Here is a 23,108-nt window from a genome sequence, read left to right as displayed (position 1 = left end):
AAAAAATGTTAAGAACTGAAATTTACTGATACTCAGGACAAAGAGTTAAGCCATTCTATAGCAGCTGTTTTCTCTTTAAAAAACTGGATGTTGATCATACTTTTCAAAGGGGCAGCACTTTTTTCGGCGGCAAGCTGGCTAAAACTGCTTGGCGAATAAATCCAGGCCAGATAACGTACTCCGGCTTCTGCCAGTGCAGGTAAACATTCCGTAGAAACCCAGTCTGATGCTTCCGACCAGTTTCCCCGCACCTCAGTATTATCATTTAATATTTTAGCAACCTGATTCTTTTTTACCAGATCCAGCATAATCAGGCAGCCATCCTGTACACTTTTGAAATTTTGATAACCTGTCCAGTTTACATCCAGCCTGTTTGCTTCCTCATTGATTTGTACGTCAATAGTTTCATCCTGATAGTAGCTAAATTCATCAGTATGGACTTCTGCATGCAGATGCTGTTCAGTAAGCGGCAGGATAAAGTAAAAGGTTGCCCCCTCCCCTAATTCGCTTTCAATCCAGAAACTGCCATTATGCCGTTTAATAATTTCCGAAGAAATGAACAGCCCTAATCCCAGTCCGTCAAACTTCATGATGGTATTATCTACCCGGTAATACCTGTCAAAAATCTTAGCCAGGTTCTCCCGTTTTATTCCGATCCCGAAATCCTGTACAGAAACGATGATATTTCCATTGTTGACCTCTGAGGTTACGATAATCTCTTTTCCTTCGGGTGAATACTTAACGGCATTGGATAGAAAATTATAAATCACCTGCTCCAGTCTGAACCGGTCACCAGTAAAGTTTACAGCATCCGATTTGCGCAGGATAAAGTGATGCTTCGGCGCAATATTTTCCATACTGAGTACGGCTTCTTCCAGCATCTGCTCAAAGGCAAACTCTGTATAATCATAATTTAACTTTCCAGCATTGATTTTTGATACATCCAGTAAATTTGCGATCAGTGTTTCCAGCCTTAGAATGTTACTATTGGCTCTGTCCAGGAAATTATAGATTTTATCTTCAGGGGATATGCTTCTCCCTATCAATTGAAAAAGGGCCTTAATACTTGTCAGTGGGGTTTTCAATTCATGGCTGGCAATACTCAGGAACTCATCCTTACGGTCTGATAACTCCTGAATGGCTATAGTAGAGTTTTCCTGATCTGTAATGTCGATGATACTGCCTATGTATCCCATAAACACAGTATCAGTATGGTAAGCGTTTGCTCTGGCCATTACCCAGCGCAATTCTCCGGATACATTTTTGATCCGGAATTTTATCTCATAGGGTTGATGCCCTTTGATCATCTTCCACCATTCTTGCCTTCTGTGCTCGTTTTCCGGAATAGCCATTGGTTTCGCAAATCCAAAACCCAGGCTATCCTTATAACTCATCCCCGTAAATTGTATCCACTTTTTATTGACGTAAATACATCTTCCATCGGGATCTGAACGCCAAACCATAAACGGAATCTGATCTGCAATAGTTATAAAGCCCGTTTCATTTTCAGAGACATTGCTGGCTGACTGTTCAATTAAGGGCTGTTTTGTAATTTTGTCTTCCTTTTTAGACTTTCCTTTTTTCTTCTTTTTATCCTGAGCGAAGGAAACTACAAATAACATCAGTACTGTAAGCAGTGAAATCAGATGCAGAATTAAAGTCATCTGCCGGGACAGAAAGTTAAATACACCCGAAAAAATAACTAATAAAAGAATTAGCAAAAGAAGGTAAAGGCACCTTCTGGCAGTTACATAGGCAGTGAATAGTTTCATCAGCAGTATATCAAATGATATAATAGATACTTTGAATATAAGTAAAATATTAATTTACCCAAAGAATTGATGAATTGATCGTGAATAACTGATCCTTTATAACGTCGCCGACGGATGTTCCATATTTATATTTATTTCCCAGGTTTGTTCAGGAACATTGAACTCAGCATTTCTCAGCTGTCTTCTTCTGGTAACTATATCATTTACATTTACAAAACCATCAAAAGGGACGTAGCTGTATTCATCCTGATTTTGTAATAACTCCTCAGAGTTTTGAGTGGGTTGAGGTTGCATGGGTTAATAATAATTTGGCTGGGGAATTTAAATATAAATATAGAATAATTATTAACCAAACACCTAAAGATGAATTAAATAAGTCAAAAATAATTAAAATAAAAAGATATGGCCCCGGGAACCACACCGAGGCCACTATCAACTTAAACCTAACTTTGAAAAAACTTGAGGATTACGCGCTAAAACGAACAAATCCTATGATTTTAAACACTCCTTACAAGTGTATTCTTTCTTTTCTCTGATGGTGATCTTTTAATAATTTAACTGCCGTTTTAAGCTTGGAAATATCTTTCATCACTATAGTGGCTTGTTTCAGATCTTTTCTCATCAGGTCGTCTTTTTTCAGAAACGTTGACTTATTTCTGATTTCATTTTCGAGTACGGTAATTGCTACTTCCATAATTTGTAAGTAAATACTATCAATTAATTAAACGGTGAATTAGACATCACCTGTGTATTTAACGCAGCCACTCCTGAAATCGCATACCAGTCGCTTCGTCTTTCACCATTTAGACCTATTTAAATCATTAAATACGGCAACACAAATATAAGTAATTAGTTTCATCTAATTCAATAGAGTAAGTAATATTTATTTACTTTTGTGCCGGAGAAGCTATAAAATGAAGAAAACCTATTCTGAGGAAAACTATCTGAAAACGATTTATCACATCAGTAAAAGTGAAAACAAGGTCAGTCTGAAGGCCATAGCTGATGCGCTGGAAAACAATCCTGCTTCAGTAATTGATATGCTGCGGAAATTAAAGGAGAAAGAATTAATTACCTATGATAAAACTCAGGGTGCAATTCTAACTGTTACCGGAGAAACTGCTGCGCTGGATATTATTCGTAAACATAGATTATGGGAAGTCTTCTTAGTAGAAAAACTAAGTTATGATTGGCACGAGGTTCATCATATTGCCGAACAGCTGGAACATATCCACGATGAGCAGCTGGCAAAAAAACTGGATGACTTTTTAGGAAATCCTGCCTTTGATCCGCATGGAGATCCTATTCCTGCTTCCAATGGTCAAATGCCAGTTTATGCAAATAAGCGGCTGAGCGAACTGGAGATTAACCAGGTGGGCAAAGTAGGTAGCGTAAGAGATACTTCCACTCCCTTTTTAAAATATCTGAAACAACTTAACTTAGGGTTGGGCTCAAAAATAGAAGTGCTGGATAAATTAGATTTTGATCAGTCTATGGTGATTGCTATTGATGGCAGTGCTCCAAAAACAGTGTCCAGCAAAATGACTGATAATATCCTGCTGATTATTGATTAATTAAAATGATAAATTGACCAGCATACTCATTTTTTGAGCCTGCTGGTCAGTTTAAGCTTACTTTTTCTCTCTGATCGCTTTGAATTCAGAACCTTCTTTCCATTTAGGATAAGTGGTTTCATGACTTAAGCGGTAGCCCATATCAAATAATAAACGTGCATCTTCCACCATGCCGCTATGGTCAGTGATGGCATCAAAATTATCAGCTGGTGCATGGTACCGTGATTTCGTATAATCAGCCACTTGTTTTAAACCCCATGCTCTTCCATGCTGGATGTTATCTACTCCTGAACCTGTAAATAACGACGGAATACCCACCTTAGCGAAGTTAAAATGGTCAGAACGGTAATACAGGCCAGATGAAGGAACAGGATCCTTTACAATCACCCTGCCTTGTTTCTTTGCCGAAACTTCTGCATAATCTTCTAAGTCTGACTGGCCATACCCATAAACAACAATATCCTTTGTTTTCCCGGCAATCCCCATCATATCCATATTGATATCAGCAACCGTCTGGCTAACCGGATAAACCGGGTGTTTAGCGTAATATTCTGAACCGATTAACCCCTGTTCTTCTCCGGTGAAAGAGACAAATACGATAGAACGCTCTGGTTTTTGTGGTGACTTTTGAAAAGCAGACGCAATTTCCAGCAGCGCTGCTACACCTGTTGCATTGTCAACTGCTCCATTATAAATAGAATCCCCATTTACTTTCTCACCAATCCCTAAATGATCCCAGTGGGCAGAATAAATGATATTTTCTTTTGGTCTTTTAGTGCCGGGAATGATCGCTACAACATTATTTGATATTGATTTTTTAATCGTATTCCTGATCGTCAGGGAAGTATTCAATTTCAAGTCTACTGCTTTGAAACCTGGTTTACCGGCGGCTTTAAAAATAGCTTCAGACTGACCACCAAGCTTCAATAAAGATTTGGCAACGTCCATACTGATCCATCCTTCTACGATAGCTCTCGACATATTGTTATCTTTTTCTTCCGCTTGCAACTTGGATTTTGACCACCCACTGCGGACTACAGACCACGGATAAGCCGCTGGTTCTGTATCATGGATTATCAATATACCAGCTGCTCCCTGACGGGCAGCTTCTTCAAACTTGTAAGTCCAGCGACCATAATAGGTCATGTTCTTCCCTCTGAACTGTGTTGAATCGGCAAACCCCGGATCATTGATCATAACCACTACGGTTTTTCCTTTCACATCCAGTCCGGCATAATCGTTCCATTTATATTCAGGAGCAACAATTCCATAACCTGCAAATACAAGACTTGAATTCGTTAGCTTCACTTCCGGCTGTACCCTTTTAGTCGCCGCAACAAAACCAGTTAAATAGTCTGCTGTCACTTCACCCGTAGCCCCTTTGAATACCATTTTACTTTCAGGAGCAGATTTAATCTCGATCATCGGTACTTCCTGAAAATAGCTATCTCCATTACCGGGTTTAAGTCCAAGCAAACTGAATTGTTCTTTCAGGTAATTAATAGATTTGGTTTCTCCAATAGTGAACGGTTTACGGCCTTGAAACTCATCTGAGGCTAAAACACGGATATGACTGGCAAAACTGGAATCATTAATCATCTTAATGGCTACAGAATCCGGAGAGGTTGCTGTTTCGCTCTTTTCACCTGGCTTACAGGCGGCAAAACAGGAACCGGCAACGGCTAAATAAAGGATAGTTTTCTTCATGCTGACAAATTTTGCTCAATTTATTACAAATAATCAAAATTGCGGCAAGCCACCCTTTATTATTCAGACCAGGGTGAGCATAAAATACAATCACAAAAGTTCTTCCGCTGGAAATTGGGAATCATATATGCACATACATCTGCTTTAATATTACCAAAAGTTGTTTCTGTTTTATGTTCAAAACCTGAGAAGAAAGCCGGGATGATTTTCTTTTTAAAATCTGTTCTTGGAAAGACAGAAATAATTTCCTCTCTGTTGGCTGCACTTAATTGTTCATAGCCCTCACCCATCACATCCAAACCGACACCGGAATACATTAAAGCAACTTCTGGCTCTTTATATTCTGCAATGCCAATCGTGGTATGAAAAGCAATCGTATCCCATACCAATTGTAAAGCATCTTTGGGCAAACCATGACCTTTCAGAAAATCACGCGCTGCATTCGCACCATCTACCTCAAAACGCTTGTCTGCACTGGAATATTTTTTAGTCAAACCCAGATCATGAAAAACAGAGCTGACATATAATAACTCAGGATCATAGACAAATCCTTCTCTATTGCCCTTTAAAGCAGAAAAAAGAAAAACTCTTAAGGAATGGTTATAGATAAATTCAGTGCCATATTCACGAAGTAATTCGGTGGCCTGAGTGGCAATTTTACTGTCGGGAATCACAATTCCTGCAACAGATTTCGGTGTAGTAACTGACATAATTTCAATTTTTTATACCCCCAAAATTAAGGGTGCCGGAAGCTTGATAAAATGTCAGAAACCGTAGATCACATGCCAAAACCGGTTACTTGTTTCCGGTACTTTTCCGGTGGAAAAGAAGTGTTTTTCTTAAAAAAGTGGCTAAACTGGTAAGGATTGGAGAAATTCAGCAGCGCGGCTATTTCCTTAATTGAGCTGGAGCTGAATTGCAAAAAACGCTTTGCTTCTACCACCAGGTGAAGCTGGATAATTTCCTTTGCCCCTTTATCAGCATGTTTCCTGCATAACGAAGTCAGCTTTCTGTTAGAAATATGGAGCTTCTCTGCAAAGAAAGCTACATCATGTGATACCTGGTAATGCGTAGCCAGCAAGTCTATAAAATGCTGGTAAATCTTATGATCGTTCTGATCGGTAATCTTAGCCAGCAGTGCATGAAGATTAGCCACCTTGATCATCAGTATTTTCAGAAAAGCAGCAAGAACATCCCCTTTATTTGTATAATCTGATGATTCAAATTCAACCAGGATAGCATTAAATAATCCCGAAAGATCTGCTGCATCTTCTTTCTGCAGCTGTAAAGATTGATGCGCCGGCGAATCATTGAATAAAGTAGCCTTGCAGTTATTTGCACTGGCTGGCGTTTTTTCCCAGAAACAATCACCAAAACAAAGACTACAGGCTTCTAAACCCTGGTTAGCCTGAAAAGAATAAACTTGATTTTTAGCCAGCAGTATCAAAGTGTTTGCAGCTAAGGCATAACGTTCTCCGTCGATCTCTATTTTACCTTTTCCCTTTTTAAAAAAAAGGAACTGATTAAAACTGATCCTGTAATCCTGATGCAGTTCAAAAGATTCCGCTGATAAATAAGCAGTCGAAAAAGAATCAGCTAAAGAAGTATCAATATCTTTTGTAATTACGGTCGAATTTATCATCTCTGTCCCTCTGAAATAAATTTTATCCATTTAACTGGTAAAACGCAACCGCATTTCCTCCAAAAAAAAGTTGCTGTTCTGAGGCAGAAAAAGAACTAAAATACGATTTCACCAATTCCAGTACAGCCTTATAATTTCCTGCGGCCAAACATACCGGCCAATCTGACCCATAAATAATTCTCTCTGTACCAAAAGCATTCACGACTACATCCAAATAAGGGATAAAGTCTGCATTCGTCCATGTTTTCAGATCCGCTTCTGTAACCAGACCTGATATTTTACAGGAAACATGAGGATGCAAAGCAACCAATTCTATATCCTTTTTCCAATTCCTGATGTCTTTTTCTTTAATGCCCGGCTTTGCGATATGATCAATTACGAATCGCTGATCTGGAAAACGAGCTACAAATTCAGGAATAAATGGCAATTGATCCTGATGAATCAGAATGTCATAAGTGAATCCATAGGGTGCTAATAAAGCAATGCCATCCTGGAAAGATCGCTCCAGGCAAAGGTCACGTTGTTTTTCCCCCTGTAAAATATGCCTGAACCCCTTCAATTTTTTAAACTGACTATACTTTTCAAGTTGTGCCTGAAGGCCGGTTGCCTGAAAGTCTGCCCAGCCTACTACCCCTTTAATAAAATCATGCGAGGCTGCCAATTGCAACAAAAATTCAGTTTCTTCAGCCGACTGATCTGCTTGTACAGCAATACATCCGTTGATATCATTTTCAGCAAGTACACCAGCAAGATGTTCAGGTAAGAAATCACGGCGGATTACAGCCATTTCATCACTGATCCATTCATGTTTGCGGGTGTCATATTTCCAGAAATGCTGATGGGCATCAATTTTCATTTGCTCTAATTTAATATATAGTGATCAAATATTAATGTGCCGTGGTCAATTTGATTTTCTTTACTTTCAGGTTAGTCAGTGCGAAATATAGAACGACTGCAAAACACGCCGCTGGTACAATATAAGCTGTATGGATATTGGTCATATCGGATACCTTACCCATGATCACAGGAAATACTGCTCCCCCGACAATAGCCATAATCACCAGAGAAGAACCTTCTTTCATTCTGGAACCCAGTCCGCGGATACTCAGCGAGAATATAGTCGGGAACATAATAGACATAAAGAACTCAACGCCTAATAAAGCATAGACCGCTGTCATACCCGTAGTGGTTACCGCAGCAAAAATCAAGGCAATGTTAATTACGCTATAAATTGCCAGAAGTTTGGAAGGAGAAATATACTGCATTAAGAAAGTTCCTATAAAACGGCCGGCCATAAATCCAAGCAATGCACCAGAAAGATATAATGCGGCCGATTTCTCAGCGATTCCCGCCACTTGTGCAGAGAACCGGATAAAAAAACTTGCTACACAAACCTGTGCGCCAACATAAAAAAACTGGGCAGTTACCCCAAGCATCAGGTTTTTCTCCTTTAATAAAGAGCCACCGCTGTCTGAATCTCCTTCACGATCTTCAATTTCTGGTAATGGGGTTCTGATCAGAAAAACAGCAACCAATAAGACCACCGCTCCGATAATTAAAAATGGTATTTTAACAGAAGAGGCTTCATGGTTTAAATAAGTATTCAGCTGTTCCGGACTCATTGCAGCTTCTGCTTTTGCATCCAGTGTTTGCCCGGAGAGAATAAACATCCCCCCTAAAAATGGTGCGAGCGTAGAGGCAAGGCCATTGAAAGATTGTGCAAAGTTCAAACGTTGTGTCGCGCCTTTTTCATCCCCCAGTACTGTAATATAGGGATTAGCGGCAGTTTCCAGGAAAGCGAGTCCGCTGGCTATAATAAAAAGTGCAATTAAAAAGAATACATAAGACCTGGTGACTGCTGCTGGATAAAAAAGAAATGCCCCTGTAGCAAATAACAATAAACCTAATACAATCCCCCCTTTATAGCCAAACCTTTTCATGAATTTACCAGCAGGAATTGCCAGCAGGAAATAAGCGATATAAGAAGCAGAGTCTATAAATGCAGATTGTGTATCAGAAAGCTGACATGCTTTCTTTAAATGAGGGATAAGGATAGGATTTAAATTAAGTGCGAAGCCCCACAAAAAAAACAGGGAGATGATCAGCACTACAGCAAATTGATTCTTTCTCATTCTAATCGTTTTATACGTTTTTGGTTTATATTGGTTAGGTTAAAGAAAGGATCTTTTCATCAAAAAAAGCAATACCTGTTTATCCAGTTATTAAGCTATTTTAACATGTGCATGAATCTGAAGGTAATATAAACAGAAAAGCCCCGGTATTTAAAATACCAGGGCCAGTAAAAAGCACTAATGAAAGTTTTTATTAATTTTTAGCTTCCGGGTTATTCACCAGGTAAGGGAATAAAGATTCCAGTAATTGCACATAAATATCCATCCCCTCTTTAATCTCTTCGAGGTAAATAAACTCGTCTGCTGTATGAGAACGGGCAGATTCACCAGGCCCCATTTTAACCGAAGGCATATCCAGCCAGCCCTGATCAGAACTTGTTGGAGAAATATAAGCTGCCCTGCCAATAGAAAGCCCGGTTTTAACGATCGGATGAAGCTGGTTGATACAAGAAGGCTTCAATACTCCCGGACGAACCGTAAACTCACAGAAAGTATGATTTTGAATAATATGTAAAAGTTCTTTTTCGGTATAGGCATCTGTTAACCGGACATCTACCGTGAACTTACATTCCGCAGGAATAATATTATGTTGTATACCAGCATTTACCTCGGTAACGGTCATTTTCACAGGGCCCATCACCCTGGATTCAATAGGAAACACATAAGAAGAAAACCACTGAATATCTTTTAACGCTCTGTAAATCGCATTGTCTCCCTCTTCGCGGGCTGCATGTCCGGAACGTCCAAAAGCAGTACAATCCAAAACCATTGAACCCTTTTCTGCAATGGCCATTTGCATATTGGTAGGCTCTCCGACAATAGCAAAGGAAACAGGAAGCAGATCATCTAAGATAGATTTAAGCCCTTTTTCACCAGAATTCTCTTCTTCGGCCGTTGCCGCTAAACAAATATTAAAAGGCAAATCTCTTCTTTTAAAGAAATGAAGAAAAGTCGCAATCAGCGAGACCAATGCGCCTCCGGCATCATTACTTCCTAAACCATATAACTTGCCATCACCAACAACAGGTTCAAAAGGATCTTTCGTATAAGCCGCTGTAGGCCGAACCGTATCATGGTGTGAATTCAACAAAATGGTAGGCTTGTTATGGTCAAAATGAAGATTATAACACCATATATTGTTATGCTTTCTTAAAGTAAACACATAGTTATCCTGGAGAAATGATTCAATTAAGTTTGCGGTCACTTGTTCCTGTCCGCTAAAAGAAGGGGTTGAAATTAACTTTTTTAATAATTCAAAGGATTCTACTTGATATGGAAAGAAAGAATCCTGATCAGTTTGGTATTCAAAATCTGTTTTCATAAATACAAAGATTAATTAGCTTCTGAAAAAATACATAGGAAAATGTCTCAATACTTCGGCAGGAATAGTATCTGCCTGCTCTTTTTCGGGATCGAATAACATAGCTGTACACAAACAGTTACATTTTTTCTTACCTTCCAGAATGTCATAGTTTACGCAGCTTTTACAGCCCTCCCAAAAGAATTCATCATGGGTAATATCAGCAAAGGTAACGGGCTCAAACCCCAGGGCAGAGTTCATTTTCATGATCGCTGCACCTGAGGTAATACTGATAATTTTTGCCTCCGGATACATCCTTCGGGACAGCTTAAAAACTCTTTCTTTAATTGCTTTGGCTACGCCGGAATTCCTGAATGCAGGAGAAACAATTAAACCAGAGTTGGAAACGAATTTATTGTTTTCATAGGCTTGAAAATAAGCGAAACCTACCCACTGTCCGCTGCTGGTCACAGCGACAACAGCTTTACCATCACGCATTTTTTGCGCTATTGATTCAGGAGTACGTTTAGCAATTCCCGACCCTCTGATAATTGCCGAGGCCTCGGTTTCTTTAACTATTTCATCGGCATATCTGATATCATTTAATGTGGCAACACGCACAAATATCATTTGATTCTCCATTTTAGTCTGAATTTTTTAGAAACCTAAACCCAAATGATATGCCCGGGCGGACAATTCCTGACAAATAGTTTTTAAAGCACTTTAAAGTGGGATTATATTTTTCAGACTGAAGAAACCAGTACCTAAACCTTTCCGAAATGGAAAGGTTTATTTTCATTTTAATAAGGTAAAACCTGAGGCAGGCTACAATTTCCTTAACAATAAACCAAAAGGGACTTTCGGCTCTATCCACGTAGATTTTGGAGGCAGAACAATTCCCTGCTGTGCAATATCCATCAACTGATCTGCATTCATCACAGCCAGTGTGAAAGCAATAGCCGAAGGGTTTTCTGCTAAAATCTGCTGAAGTTCGCTCAATGCATCAGCGCCACCTACAGCAATTAACTGCGTATCAGTTTCAGGATTTTCAATGTTAAATAAAGGCTCAAATACCTTTTGCTGTAACAGACAAGCATCTGGTATCACATTTTTATCCACCAGCTTATAAACCATTCTGTACCATTTTTCTTCCATAAACAGCCCAAATTCACGTGGGTTTAAAGGGATTACAGGTTCATTTCGTGGTGATTTAGTGACAGAAAACATCTTCTTCAATGTCCGGAATACCTGATCGATATAAATATCATCAGCCGGAATAATTACCCGGTGAGATCCTTTGATACTCAATTGATCACTGGAAAGATAAAAAGAAGAGATATAATTAAAATTCCTTGCCTCTACTAAAGTTTTAGATTCAATATTCCTGCATTTAGCCGCTGCCACCAGGCGATGATGACCATCTGCAAGATATACATGCTGTAACTCTGAAAAGCATAAACTTAGCTGGCGAATCGTCTTTAAATCATAAACCCGCCATATTCTGTGAAAAATCTTATTGGAATAATAAACAGAGCTGGCTTCTGCCTGCTTAATCTGGTTCAGCAGCGAACTGATTGTCCGGTTGGGCCGGTAAGTTAACAATAGGGGATCTCCTTCCAGCCCTACTTCATTCCGGTAGTTCATTAAACTATAGGAATTACAATTCAGGGTAGATTCATGAGTCTTGATATGTCCGCGGTCAAAATCATCCAGATCAGTAACCGCCCAGACTCCTGTTTGGGTATGGCTGCCTTTTGTGATTTCATAAATAAAAATACAAGGATGCTCTTCCTGGTAAAAATCACCTTTAAGCAGCATTCTTTTCAGATTTGCCAGCAGATGCGCGTTGGTCAGTTCTTTATTTTCAGGATGTCCGCTATCCAGCATCCTGGCAATGAACCCATTGCTCCCCCCATTACAGGGAGAAGCTTTGAGGGTTAACATTTTATCTAAATAAACTTCCTGAGGCCTTAAGGCTACGAAAGGCCTAATTGTTGCCATATGATAATAAACTGTGTTTCTCGTAATCCTGCATACAAGCGACCAGTGCTTTTACAGCGTCCAGCCTTAACGCATTGTAAAGTGAAGCCCTGAAACCTCCGGCTGTCCGGTAGCCTTTGATACCTACCATCCCCCTTTCTGCGGCAAAAGACAGAAAATCTTCTTCCCTGGACAGGTCATGCATTTTAAAACAAACATTAACCCTGGAACGGTGTGCCTGATCAGCCATTCCAAAAAACAGCGGATTTCTCTCGATTTCTGCATATAATAAAGCAGCTTTAGCTATATTTTCTTTTTCAATTGCTGCAACTCCACCATTGGCTTTTAACCATTGCAGGTTTAACATAGCCACATAAATAGAATATACAGGTGGTGTATTGAACATACTTTGATTATCACGGTAAATCCGGTAATCTGACATCGAAGGAACCGCATGTTCCACTGTATCGAGTAATTCATTTTTCACTAAAACCAGCGTCATTCCTGCCGGGCCCATATTTTTCTGTGCGCCAGCATAAACCAGGTCAAACTGGCTGATCGGAATTACCCGGCTAAAAATATCAGAAGACATATCGCAGATCAGCGGTACACCTAAATCAGGAAATTCGAACATTTCTGTCCCCTCAATAGTATTATTGGACGTACAGTGAAAATAGGCAGTATCTTTACTGACCTCCCCAATTTCAGGTACTTTGGAATAATTGTCACCGGCCGAAGAGCCAACGACCTCTACCTGCCCAAAATATTTCGCCTCTTTAATAGATTTATGCCCGAATAAGCCAGCATCGAGATAAGCTGCTTTCTGATGTTTCTGTAAGAAATTTTGTGGGATCATCGAGAATTGTGTACTCGCCCCACCTTGTAAAAACAGTACTGCATAATCTTCTGGTACTTCCAGAAGTTCTCTTACCAATTCTTCTGTTTTGCGCATTACTTCTTCGAATTTTGGAGAGCGGTGGGAAACTTCAAGGATAGACAGTCCACTGTTATCCCAGTTTTTTACTGCTTCGGCAGCTTGTTCCAATACGCTGGCAGGGAGGATACACGGCCCCGCCCCAAAATTATGTTTAATCTGGATCGTCATCTTTAATTTATATTTGGTTTAAGAAACTCTTAAAGATGCAACAAAGATTGCTTGATATCGTTCCGGACTTGGATTAAAGATAAATAAACTGATTATTAGCTGATTTTCAGAATAAAAAATTGCGAATCAACAAAACAATGCCTGTAAAGCAAAATAATGTTTTATATCCGGTGGTTACAGATTTAACAAAATAATAATAAACAAAGAATCGTATATTCAAGAATTAACGGTTGTTTTGTTCCAAATATAAGAATGGGTTAATGGTCACTTATGATTCGCTTTCAGACGATGAATTACTTGCGCTTTTAAGAGATCGCGATCATCATGCCTACGCAGAAATCTATAAAAGATACTGGAATTTATTATATCGCTATTCCCGGAAAATATTGCAAAATGAAGAAGAAGCAAGAGATGTTATTCAGGACGTCTTTGTGATGGTCTGGTCTAAATCCGGCACTTTAGATTTACATACTTCCTTATCGTCTTTCCTTTATGCCTCAGTCAGAAATAGTATGCTTAAATTATTTGAGCGCGGAAAGGTGAAAGAAAAATATATGAATTCCCTGGAAAAATTCATCGATGAAGGAACAAATATCACAGATCATCTGGTACGCAACCGCGAACTGGCCAGCCATATTGAAAAGGAGATTGCAAAACTACCTGCCAAAATGCGGGAAGTCTTTGAATTGAGCCGTAAAGTAAATTTATCCCATAAAGAGATCGCCTTCCGAATGGATATCTCCGATAAAACAGTAAAAAAACAGATGAACAACGCAATTAAAATTCTGCGTTTAAGGTTAGGTGCACTCACTGCAATGCTGCTGTTTTTTCATCTTTAAGCAACTGCTGAATTATTTTTCCATTTCCTCTACTACCAAGCTTTGAGCAAACGTTCTTAACCCTATATGAGCTGTTAAACCGGCGGTACCATGGAAAACGAAAGAGCGAAAAAATTAATAGCGAAATACCTGAAGGGCGATTGCACAGCGGAAGAGAAGGCCATCGTGGAAAGCTGGTATCTGAATGAGACTGCAAATGCGCAAGAGGAAATTGAAGAACCCGATGATCAGGATATGGAGCAGCAGATCTGGGCAAAGATCACCACAGAAAATCATAAAAAAAGTTTATCCAGACAGCGTATTTACAGCTATGCAGCAGCTGCTATCTTACTACTTACTACAGCACTGTATTTTGGAACCAGGTCAACCAGTCCTATTCCACAAAATGGAGCAGCAGATTTCACCAAAACAGATATTAATCCCGGTGGCAACAAGGCCCTTTTAACTTTAGCAGACGGTTCAAAAATTGTACTCGATGACGCGGTTAACGGGCAGATTGCCAAACAATCCGGCTGTGTCATTACTAAAACAACTACTGGTCAGCTCGTTTATACTATACAGGATAATCAGGCCGCAGCTCTTAAAACACAAGCACTGCTGAATACCATTGAAACCCCTAAAGGTGGTCAGTATCAGGTTAATTTGCCTGATGGAACCAAAGTATGGTTAAATGCAGCTTCTTCCTTAAGTTTCCCCGCCAGGTTCAGTGGTCTTCAACGCCAGGTTATTCTGAAAGGGGAAGCCTATTTCGAGGTAGCGAAAAACAAGCACATGCCCTTTATTGTGAAAAGTGAACAGCAAAAAATAGAAGTGCTGGGTACTCATTTTAACGTCAGTGCCTATGCAGATGAACGCCAAAGTAAAACAACGCTTGCTGAGGGAAGTGTAAAGGTATCCTTAACGGCAAACAACCAGGAGCAAGTATTAAAACCCGGGCAGCAAGCCATTGCTAACAATCACATTAAAGTTATCCCGGTTGATATAGAAGAGGCATTAGCCTGGAAAGACGGCCTTTTTATGTTTAATGATGAAGACCTGGAAAACATCATGAAAAAGGTAGAACGCTGGTATGATGTTCAAGTTGATTTCCAGCAGGCAGACCTGCGTCAAAAACATTTCAGTGGTACCGTATCCAGATTTGGGAAAGTCTCACAAATCTTAAAAACGCTTGAATTAACAGGATCAGTACATTTTAAAATAGAAGGGAGGAAGATTATAGTCGTCAAATAGACCATACAGGATATAATCTCCAATAAAAAAGTCAGTGATGCTGCAAACATCACTGACCGGAATGCGGCGTAAACCGCATGATTTATTGAGGTTAAATAAATAAACCACGATAGCATATTCAAAACCCACAACAAACGATCAAATGTATACAATTTATACTATTTTTTTTCGCAGGTTAAGTACCTGCTTTGCCAAATTTTCGCCAGTTAAGTTACCCGGTATTCCAGGTCTTGATCAGGCGTTTAAAAGACAATTAATAATGAGCGTTAAACTTACTACAGTTTTAATGATTACGTTCCTGTTGCAGGCGGCAGCCAGCAGCAATGCCCAGAACCTCACTTTCACCAAAAAAAATGTAGCGATCAAGTATATTTTCAGGGAGATCAGAAAACAAACAGGTTACAATGTGCTTTGGGAGCAGGACAAGTTACAGGCCGGCAAATTCATCGACGCCAATTTTAAGCATGCTTCTATTGATGAGGTCATGAAAACATGTCTCTCAGGCCAGCAATTAACTTATGCTGTTGAAGCGAATACTATTGTGATTAAACCACTATCAATTTCCCTGATCAATAAGGTGATCAGCCTTTTTAAAGATATTGAGGTCAGAGGAAAGATCATAGATGAAAAAGGTTTGCCATTGCCTTCTGTTTCTATCCAGATCAAAGGCTCAAAAACCTGGTATAAAACAGATGAGAATGGAAATTTCCAATTTAAAGTACCCAATACGGATGCAATACTGATTTTCACTTATTTAGGCTATAAATCTCAGGAAATACCGGTTACGCAATCGGGTAGTATGAACATTACTTTATTACCAGTGCTGGCAGATTTAACTGAGGTAGTAGTAGTTGGATATGGTAAACAGAAAAAAGCTAACCTGACAGGAGCTGTAGATGCTATTACTTCCAAACAACTGGAAAACAGGCCTATCGCGAATCTTGGACAAGGTTTGCAAGGGCTGATCCCTAACCTGAATATTTCTATTGCCAATGGAAAAGCTGGTACTGCACCCGAGTTTAATATCCGGGGTTATACCTCTTTAAACGGTGGAAGCCCGCTGATTTTAGTTGACAATGTACCTTTCTCCGCTTCAGAACTCTTAATGTTAAACTCCGCTGATGTAGAAAGTATTTCTGTCCTGAAAGATGCGGCATCTGCGGCGATATATGGTTCAAGAGCCGCTTTTGGTGTCGTATTGATCACCACAAAATCTGCAAAAAGCAGCAAACTGAATGTAAGCGTGAATACTTATACAGGCATCAGAACAATCGGCAAATTACCCGAAGTAGTAACCGATCCTTATACAGTACTGCAAATGAAAAATGAGGCAGCATTTCCACTATACAATCCTGCTTATAACGCAAAATTAATTGAAGCTGCCCGTTTACGTTCTTTAGACCCTTCCCTGCCCAATATAATGCTCGATCCCAGTGATCCCACCAAATGGTTTTACATCGGTAATACAGACTGGTTGAGAGAAGGTTATAATAAAACCGCAGCGACCTATAACGCAGGTGTAACGCTCTCTCAAAAAGCGGATAAGCTAAGCTATTACCTGTCTGCAAATTACTTTAGCCAGAATGGAATTGCGCGTGATGCCAAAGAGAAAAACAACCTGTATAACATGCGGGGCAAAGTAGATATGAACGTTACAAAATGGTTAAACATTGCCAACAACACGATGTTTAGTGCAGGTACTTACCAGGCACCGACCATACTGGACGATCAGACTTATTTTCAGGCGATTAACCGGAGCAATATAACTGACATCCCTAAAAATCCAGATGGTTCATGGACAGCTGCGGGAGCAGGTTCACTGGGTGCGGTTAAAGAAGGCGGCAGAAAAAATATTACCAACCACACTGTTCAAACGACATTTTCTTTCGATGCTTCTTTAATTAAAGATGTATGGAGTTTAAAAGGTGATGCAACTTTCAGAAGGGTCGATACACTGGTCAGGGCTTACGATATTCCTGTAGCTTACAAAACAGGGCCAAATTTAGCACCTCCGTTAAATTCAACTTCCAGTGCATCCAACCGGAACATTAATATCAAATATGATGTAGTCAATTTATATACAGAAGCACATAAAAAACTGGGCAATCATTTTATTTCAGGGCTTTTAGGTTATAACCAGGAGCATTATATCAATACCAATTTCTATGCTTCCCGGAAATCGCTAATCTCCACTGCTATTCCTTCTGTAAATTTAGCTACTGGTGACCAAACCATTACCGAGAGAATCGGAGAATGGGCTGTACAGGGGATTTTTTACCGGCTGAATTACAATTTCAAAGAAAAATATCTGCTTGAATTTAACGGACGTTATGACGGTTCTTCCCGTTTTGCCCCTGGTCAAAGATGGGCTTTTGTGCCTTCTGCATCCGCAGGATGGTTAATTTCTGAAGAATCATTTTTCAAACCTGTAAAAGAAGCTATCGGAATGAACCAATTCAAGTTCAGAGGTTCTTATGGTGTACTCGGCAACCAGGCTTCTGTGAACGAATATGATTACCTGGCTTTAATGGACAGTAAAAAGAACGGTCAGATCTTAGATGGCAAGCAACCTAATTACGTGAATCCACCACTGGCTATCTCCAGTAATTTCACCTGGGAAAAGGTTTCTACCATCAATGCCGGTGCAGACCTGACCTTTTTCAAGAATAAACTGGAATTGAACCTTGATAAATATACCAGGTACACGAAAAACATGCTTGTTCCCGGAAAATTATTACCGGGCGTGTTCGGAACAGCCTCCCCTACAGCCAACTCTGCGGATTTGAAAACCAAAGGCTGGGAGATTAAGTTGAGCTGGAGAGATGTAGTTCAGGTTGGAGGATCACCACTATCTTATAATGCGACCTTCGCTTTAAGCGATAGCCGCGCCTATATTACCCGCTTTGATAACCCAACCAAATCATTTGGCAGAAAAAGCGATGGTAAAAGCAATTATTATGAAGGAATGGAGATTGGCGAAATCTGGGGATTGGAAACTGAAGGATTTTTCCAGAATGCAGAAGAGTTAAAAAACCATGCGAACCAGACTGCTGTGGGTACGGACGATCAGCGTTATCAGTATTTTGTAGGTGATATTAAATTCAAAGACCGCAATGGTGATGGAAAAGTAGATTTTGGAGATAAAACGGTAAATAATCCGGGAGATCTTTATAAGATCGGAAACAGCCAGATCCGTCTTCCTTATAGTGTTGATTTATCCGCTGCATGGAAAGGATTTGATGTCAGAGTATTTATACAAGGTGTAGCCAAAAGAGACTGGTATGCAGAGGGAAGTAATATTTATTTCTGGGGTATTTATGCACAACCCTGGACGAATGTGACGACCCAGAATATGGATCACTGGTCACCTGAAACTCCAAATGCCTACTTCCCAAGGGTCAAAGCTTATTCGGCAGAAGATACAGGAGAAGAACTGGGTATCCCTAACACCAGATATCTGCAAAATGCGGCTTATTTAAGGGTTAAAAATATAACCATTGGCTATACGCTTCCTAAAAGCATATTGAAGAAACTCAAGCTGGATAATGTCCATTTCTATGTGAGTGGAGAGAATCTTTTTGAATATTCTAAACTGAAGGTAAAGCTGGATCCGGAAGGATTACAGGGGAATATTTATCCCTTTCAACGTACTTATTCATTTGGCATGAACCTTAATTTTTAATCAGATGTTATCAAGATATTATACCCCGCTGGTTATTGTAGTACTCGCAATAACTATACTCACAGGTTGTAAAAAGAACTTCCTGGAAAGAGAGCCGCAAACCTCAATTAACCCTAAGTATTTTTTTAAAACTACTGCCGATCTGGAAACCTACAGTAATGGTTTTTATGAAATGACAGGGATCACTGCACTGAATGATGTGATGGAGAGAAAAAATGATGTGTTTTCAGATAATCTCTCCGTTTACCTGGGTGGTAGTGAAATTGACAACATGATCAGAGGGAAAATCAGTGCAACCACAGTGACTCCTAAATCCTGGAACTGGGAAAACCTGCGCAGAATAAACTATATGCTCAATAACCTTCAGGATGTTCAGGGAGATCAGGCAACTGTAGCACATTTCACCGGTATCGCCCGTTTTTACAGGGCCGATTTCTATTTTGAGATGCTGAAAAGATATGGTGATGTTCCTTATTATACGACCGTACTGGAGGCGACTGATGAAGCTGCACTTTATAAAAAACAAGATCCGCGCGCACTCGTAGCAGATTCTATCCGTGCAGATCTTGAATATGCTGTTAGCCATGTGAAGGCTGATGGGACTAAATCAAGAATCACGAAATGGGCTGCGCTGGCTATGCTTTCCAGATTCTGTCTTTATGAAGGTACTTTCCGAAAATATCATGATGAACTGGGGCTCCAGGCCAGTGCAACCCCATTTCTGGAAAGAGCGGTTTCAGCTTCTAAAGAAATCATGAGCGGAGGTTTCTCTATCTACAATACGGGTAAAAAAGGAGAAGATTATCAAAAGATATTTACCAGTGCAGATTTGGGCTCCAATAAGGAAATACTTTTTTACCGTGATTTCGACCAGGCTTTAAACCGCTCTAACGATACACATTATGTTTTTGACTGGCAGTGGTCTATCAGTAAATCTATGGCTGATACTTATCTGATGGCAGATGGTACTCCTTTTACTTCCAGCCCGGGCTGGAATACCAAAACTTATACTGAAGTTTTTAATAACCGTGACCCAAGGATGGCCGTAACGATTATGCCTCCGGGATTCTCTACAACTTTAGGCAGACCAAATCTGATCAGACCTACCTTTGGAGGCTATCCGCAAATCAAATTCTATGCAATAGATCCCAATACTAAAGTATATACGGAATATTCAGATTTACCAATTTTCCGATACGCAGAAACGCTGCTGATTAATGCAGAAGCCAAAGCAGAACTCGGTAGTATCACACAGGGCGATCTGGATCAGACTATCAATCTGCTGCGTAACCGTGCTGGTGTATCGCCTTTAAATATGAGCCTGGCAAATGCGAACCCAGATCCTGTTCTGGTGAATATGTATCCACATGTTTCCAGTGGAAATAAAGGGGTTTTACTTGAAATACGCCGGGAACGTAATGTAGAGCTGGCTTGTGAGGGCTTCCGTTTCAATGATTTATTAAGATGGAAAGCCGGTCAGTTATTAGAAAGACCTACTCAGGGGATTTATGTGGCGAAATTAGGTGCAATGGATGTGACTGGTGATGGCGTTGAAGATATTGCAATTCTGGAATCTCCTGAAAAAACGGATCCGCTTGCAGGTGTTCCAGCTGCTGTAAAGGCAAACCTGGTGATGTATTACCTGAACAGCAATAGTTTTTATCTGAGTAATCAGACTTCAGGATTTATTATGTTTCCGGAAAACGTGAATACGCCAAGATCATTTAACGAAGCTAAATATTACTATTTCCCGATCCCCTTTCAACAAGTATTACTAAATCCAAAACTGGTACAACCTAAGGGCTGGTAATCGTTTGATAACAATCATTTAAAATCATCGGGCCTGTTTAGTTTAAACAGGCCCTTATAAAAATAACTATACAATGAAAAGAAGAAGCTTATTAAAAACTATCCCGCTTGCTGCTTTGGGACTGGCTTTCGGAAAAGCCGCTGAAGCTGCCACCATTAGTGCTGAAACCTCAAATGCGCCAAAAAGAAAATTAGTCTTAACTGTAGCACACATTACTGATGTGCATATCAGACAATTCGAAGATGCGACCAGCAGATTTGAAAAATGCCTTCAGGAAATCAAAAACTTAAAAGTAGATTTCTTTCTCAATGGCGGTGATAGTATTCATGCCGCCGATTATGACAATATCAAACGTGAACAGGTTATAGAACAGTGGGCAGTTTGGGATAAATGCATCAGCCAGATTTCAGGTTATGAATTACACAGCTGTATTGGAAATCACGATACCTGGTGGGCAGCGCCTTCTAAAGAGGATGAGATGTATGGAAAAGACTATGTAGTCAAAAGATTAAAAATCCCGAACCGCTATTATAGTTTTTCTAAAAACGGATGGCATTTTATTATACTGGATGGTAATAATAAAAATACTTCACTCGATGAACAGCAGTTCAAATGGCTGGAAAACGAGCTGGAACAACTTGCCCCGGATACACCGGTTTTATTGATGTCGCATTACCCGGTATTAACAGTAACCAATACCTGGGAAGGCGGACAGCATGGTGATCACAAAGAACTCAAGAAATTATTTTACAAGTACAAAGACAAAGTTAAAGTATGCCTGAGCGGTCATCAGCATTTGCTGGACAGAGCCTGGTATAATGGTGTAGAATATTATTGTAATGGTGCAATGAGTGGTTTCTGGTGGGGTAAAGGAGATGAAAAGTCTGCACAGCCTTATTATTATCAGGAAACGCCTCCGGGATATGCCATTATCAAATTATATGATGATGGTACGCTGGAAAATAAATATATCACCACAAAGATCTAATTAAATCACAGGCCGCATACGCAGTTGTCTAGTACCGGACAGCTGCGTATTTTCCCGGTTTTTTAGCCGGAAATAAACCGATATTCAAAGAGAAAGATACACCTGCTGATTTTAAACTGGCATCTCCATATCCGATTCCTGTTAATGGTAACTTTGCAAAAGGTTGTACACCTACACTAACTGATGGGGTTAGCTGATGGTCAAAACTAACTGACACATTCGCGATTCCAAAAAGATGCTGATTCTGGTTATCGATTTCCAGGTTTGTAACTTTTTCTGCTGCTCCCTGCCCAGTTGTAAATTGATACTTTTCTTTCAGCATAAAATAACTGGAAAGCCCGGTATTCAAGCTTACTGATAGTTTTTTCTTGTTAAAGATCTTATAGTTTACATTCAATGGGATATCCAGTACGTTACAATCTGCACTCACCTGCCAGTCTGAGCCCGGTACATAACCGTTGTTGCCCCAGGATGCTCCCCCACCCGAATTGTAGAACTTCCGCGAATAAATCGCTCCTGAAGTCATACTGATCTTCGGCGTAAAAGCATAAGTAGCCAGCACGCCCAGATTAGAACTTACTTTAGAGGGTTTACTTGACTTCGCAAAAGACATATCAGGCGCAGCCATTGCACTTAATATTAAATCATTTTGTGGCTGCAAGGCTTTCTCCATTTTATTTTTTACACTGCGTGCAATATCTGAGGCTTCAACTCTTTCAAACGGATCTTTACTGTGCGCTAAAGCATTGGCTTTTCTGGCTAGTATAGCGCTGTCTGTTTCCACTGCTGGAATAGCAGGTTTTGATGGAGTAGTCGCAGCAATAGTGGTTACAGGGGTTAATACAGGATTTAATACCGTTGCTGAAGAATTCAATATAGGAAACGTATTCCCCGGTCCAGCCAATGACGAAGTGCTTATTTTGCCAGTGTTTTCAGCGGTATATATATTTTGAATACTTATAGATTCCCCTGTAGTTGGCAGCGCCAAAATTGGTTTCTCCGTGCCCGGTATTTCCATGCCCTGTGCTTTCAATGAATCCACAGTAGTCAAAGGAACAACCTCTTTTCCTGGTTTCACCACACGATTCGTTAACGGATCTTTAACGATCTGCTGATCCGGACTTACAGGAGCAAGGAAAACCAAATATAAAGAGATCAACAATACAGCGGCAATACCGCATGCAGTATACACCCATAATGGAATTACTCTTTTTTTCTTCCCCCCATCAAGCTTGCGTTCCATCTTTTCCCAGTTCATTTCATTGAAAGGGATCTCAGGATCACTTAACCTATCTCTAAATAGCTGATCTATATCGTTATCTTCATTCATCAGTATTTATTATTTTC

General features: G+C 39.9%; 19 protein-coding genes. 6 read left to right on the top strand and 13 right to left on the bottom strand.

What is annotated here, in order from left to right:
• Window positions 1–32: 32 nt before the first annotated feature.
• The 3 genes from HDE70_RS25160 to HDE70_RS25150 form a co-directional block, all read right to left on the bottom strand.
• Complete coding sequence (locus tag HDE70_RS25160) at window positions 33–1,664, bottom strand: PAS domain-containing sensor histidine kinase (RefSeq protein WP_183892186.1); 1,632 nt, start codon at window positions 1,662–1,664, stop codon at window positions 33–35.
• Between the two features lie 204 nt (window positions 1,665–1,868).
• Complete coding sequence (locus HDE70_RS25155) at window positions 1,869–2,066, bottom strand: hypothetical protein (protein WP_183868588.1); 198 nt, start codon at window positions 2,064–2,066, stop codon at window positions 1,869–1,871.
• A 214-nt stretch (window positions 2,067–2,280) separates the two neighbouring features.
• Window positions 2,281–2,466 (bottom strand): hypothetical protein, encoded by a 186-nt coding sequence (locus HDE70_RS25150; RefSeq protein WP_183892185.1) that lies wholly within the window; start codon window positions 2,464–2,466, stop codon window positions 2,281–2,283.
• 220 nt (window positions 2,467–2,686) lie between these two features.
• On the opposite strand from HDE70_RS25150, the gene HDE70_RS25145 reads away from it, so the two are divergent.
• On the top strand, window positions 2,687–3,346 hold the full coding sequence (locus HDE70_RS25145) for a metal-dependent transcriptional regulator (RefSeq protein WP_183868583.1): 660 nt from the start codon (window positions 2,687–2,689) through the stop codon (window positions 3,344–3,346).
• 57 nt (window positions 3,347–3,403) lie between these two features.
• Here the strand turns inward: HDE70_RS25145 and HDE70_RS25140 are convergent, their stop codons facing one another.
• The 9 genes from HDE70_RS25140 to serC form a co-directional block, all read right to left on the bottom strand.
• Complete coding sequence (locus tag HDE70_RS25140) at window positions 3,404–5,053, bottom strand: M28 family metallopeptidase (RefSeq protein ID WP_183892184.1); 1,650 nt, start codon at window positions 5,051–5,053, stop codon at window positions 3,404–3,406.
• 59 nt (window positions 5,054–5,112) lie between these two features.
• Complete coding sequence (locus HDE70_RS25135; RefSeq protein WP_183892183.1) at window positions 5,113–5,763, bottom strand: HD domain-containing protein; 651 nt, start codon at window positions 5,761–5,763, stop codon at window positions 5,113–5,115.
• Between the two features lie 68 nt (window positions 5,764–5,831).
• Entirely contained in the window at window positions 5,832–6,725 is an 894-nt protein-coding gene (locus tag HDE70_RS25130; protein ID WP_183892182.1) for an AraC family transcriptional regulator, read from the bottom strand.
• On the bottom strand, window positions 6,718–7,551 hold the full coding sequence (locus tag HDE70_RS25125; protein WP_183892181.1) for an amidohydrolase family protein: 834 nt from the start codon (window positions 7,549–7,551) through the stop codon (window positions 6,718–6,720). The genes HDE70_RS25130 and HDE70_RS25125 overlap by 8 nt, the downstream gene beginning before the upstream one ends.
• Before the next feature lie 31 nt (window positions 7,552–7,582).
• Complete coding sequence (fucP, locus tag HDE70_RS25120; RefSeq protein ID WP_183868573.1) at window positions 7,583–8,827, bottom strand: L-fucose:H+ symporter permease; 1,245 nt, start codon at window positions 8,825–8,827, stop codon at window positions 7,583–7,585.
• Between the two features lie 193 nt (window positions 8,828–9,020).
• Window positions 9,021–10,148, bottom strand: a complete 1,128-nt coding sequence (locus tag HDE70_RS25115) for a M20 family metallo-hydrolase (protein ID WP_183892180.1) — start codon at window positions 10,146–10,148, stop codon at window positions 9,021–9,023.
• Window positions 10,149–10,163: 15 nt separating this feature from the next.
• A complete protein-coding gene (locus HDE70_RS25110; RefSeq protein WP_183868569.1) occupies window positions 10,164–10,769 on the bottom strand; it encodes a GNAT family N-acetyltransferase in 606 nt (201 codons plus the stop codon).
• Between the two features lie 183 nt (window positions 10,770–10,952).
• Window positions 10,953–12,128, bottom strand: coding sequence for a DUF1015 family protein (locus HDE70_RS25105; RefSeq protein WP_183892179.1), 1,176 nt, complete (start codon window positions 12,126–12,128; stop codon window positions 10,953–10,955).
• Window positions 12,115–13,212: a 3-phosphoserine/phosphohydroxythreonine transaminase gene (gene serC, locus HDE70_RS25100; protein ID WP_221302125.1), complete on the bottom strand. Its 1,098-nt coding sequence runs from the start codon at window positions 13,210–13,212 to the stop codon at window positions 12,115–12,117. Before serC ends, HDE70_RS25105 begins: the two co-directional genes overlap by 14 nt.
• Before the next feature lie 260 nt (window positions 13,213–13,472).
• On the opposite strand from serC, the gene HDE70_RS25095 reads away from it, so the two are divergent.
• From HDE70_RS25095 to HDE70_RS25075, 5 genes are all read left to right on the top strand, one after another.
• Window positions 13,473–14,051 (top strand): RNA polymerase sigma factor, encoded by a 579-nt coding sequence (locus HDE70_RS25095; protein ID WP_183892178.1) that lies wholly within the window; start codon window positions 13,473–13,475, stop codon window positions 14,049–14,051.
• 90 nt (window positions 14,052–14,141) lie between these two features.
• Window positions 14,142–15,281, top strand: coding sequence for a FecR family protein (locus HDE70_RS25090; RefSeq protein WP_183868563.1), 1,140 nt, complete (start codon window positions 14,142–14,144; stop codon window positions 15,279–15,281).
• A gap of 259 nt (window positions 15,282–15,540) precedes the next feature.
• Window positions 15,541–18,963, top strand: a complete 3,423-nt coding sequence (locus tag HDE70_RS25085; RefSeq protein ID WP_221302124.1) for a TonB-dependent receptor — start codon at window positions 15,541–15,543, stop codon at window positions 18,961–18,963.
• A 4-nt stretch (window positions 18,964–18,967) separates the two neighbouring features.
• Window positions 18,968–20,773, top strand: a complete 1,806-nt coding sequence (locus tag HDE70_RS25080; RefSeq protein ID WP_183892177.1) for a RagB/SusD family nutrient uptake outer membrane protein — start codon at window positions 18,968–18,970, stop codon at window positions 20,771–20,773.
• 73 nt (window positions 20,774–20,846) lie between these two features.
• Window positions 20,847–21,761 (top strand): metallophosphoesterase family protein, encoded by a 915-nt coding sequence (locus HDE70_RS25075; RefSeq protein WP_183868559.1) that lies wholly within the window; start codon window positions 20,847–20,849, stop codon window positions 21,759–21,761.
• A 28-nt stretch (window positions 21,762–21,789) separates the two neighbouring features.
• Here the strand turns inward: HDE70_RS25075 and HDE70_RS25070 are convergent, their stop codons facing one another.
• Entirely contained in the window at window positions 21,790–23,091 is a 1,302-nt protein-coding gene (locus HDE70_RS25070) for a hypothetical protein (RefSeq protein WP_183892176.1), read from the bottom strand.
• Window positions 23,092–23,108 lie beyond the last annotated feature (17 nt).

The organism is Pedobacter cryoconitis (genome assembly GCF_014200595.1).
In the GTDB taxonomy this organism is placed as follows: Bacteria; Bacteroidota; Bacteroidia; order Sphingobacteriales; family Sphingobacteriaceae; genus Pedobacter; species Pedobacter cryoconitis_C.
Note: the sequence above shows the minus strand (reverse complement) of the source record. Positions and strands in the feature narration are given on the sequence as shown.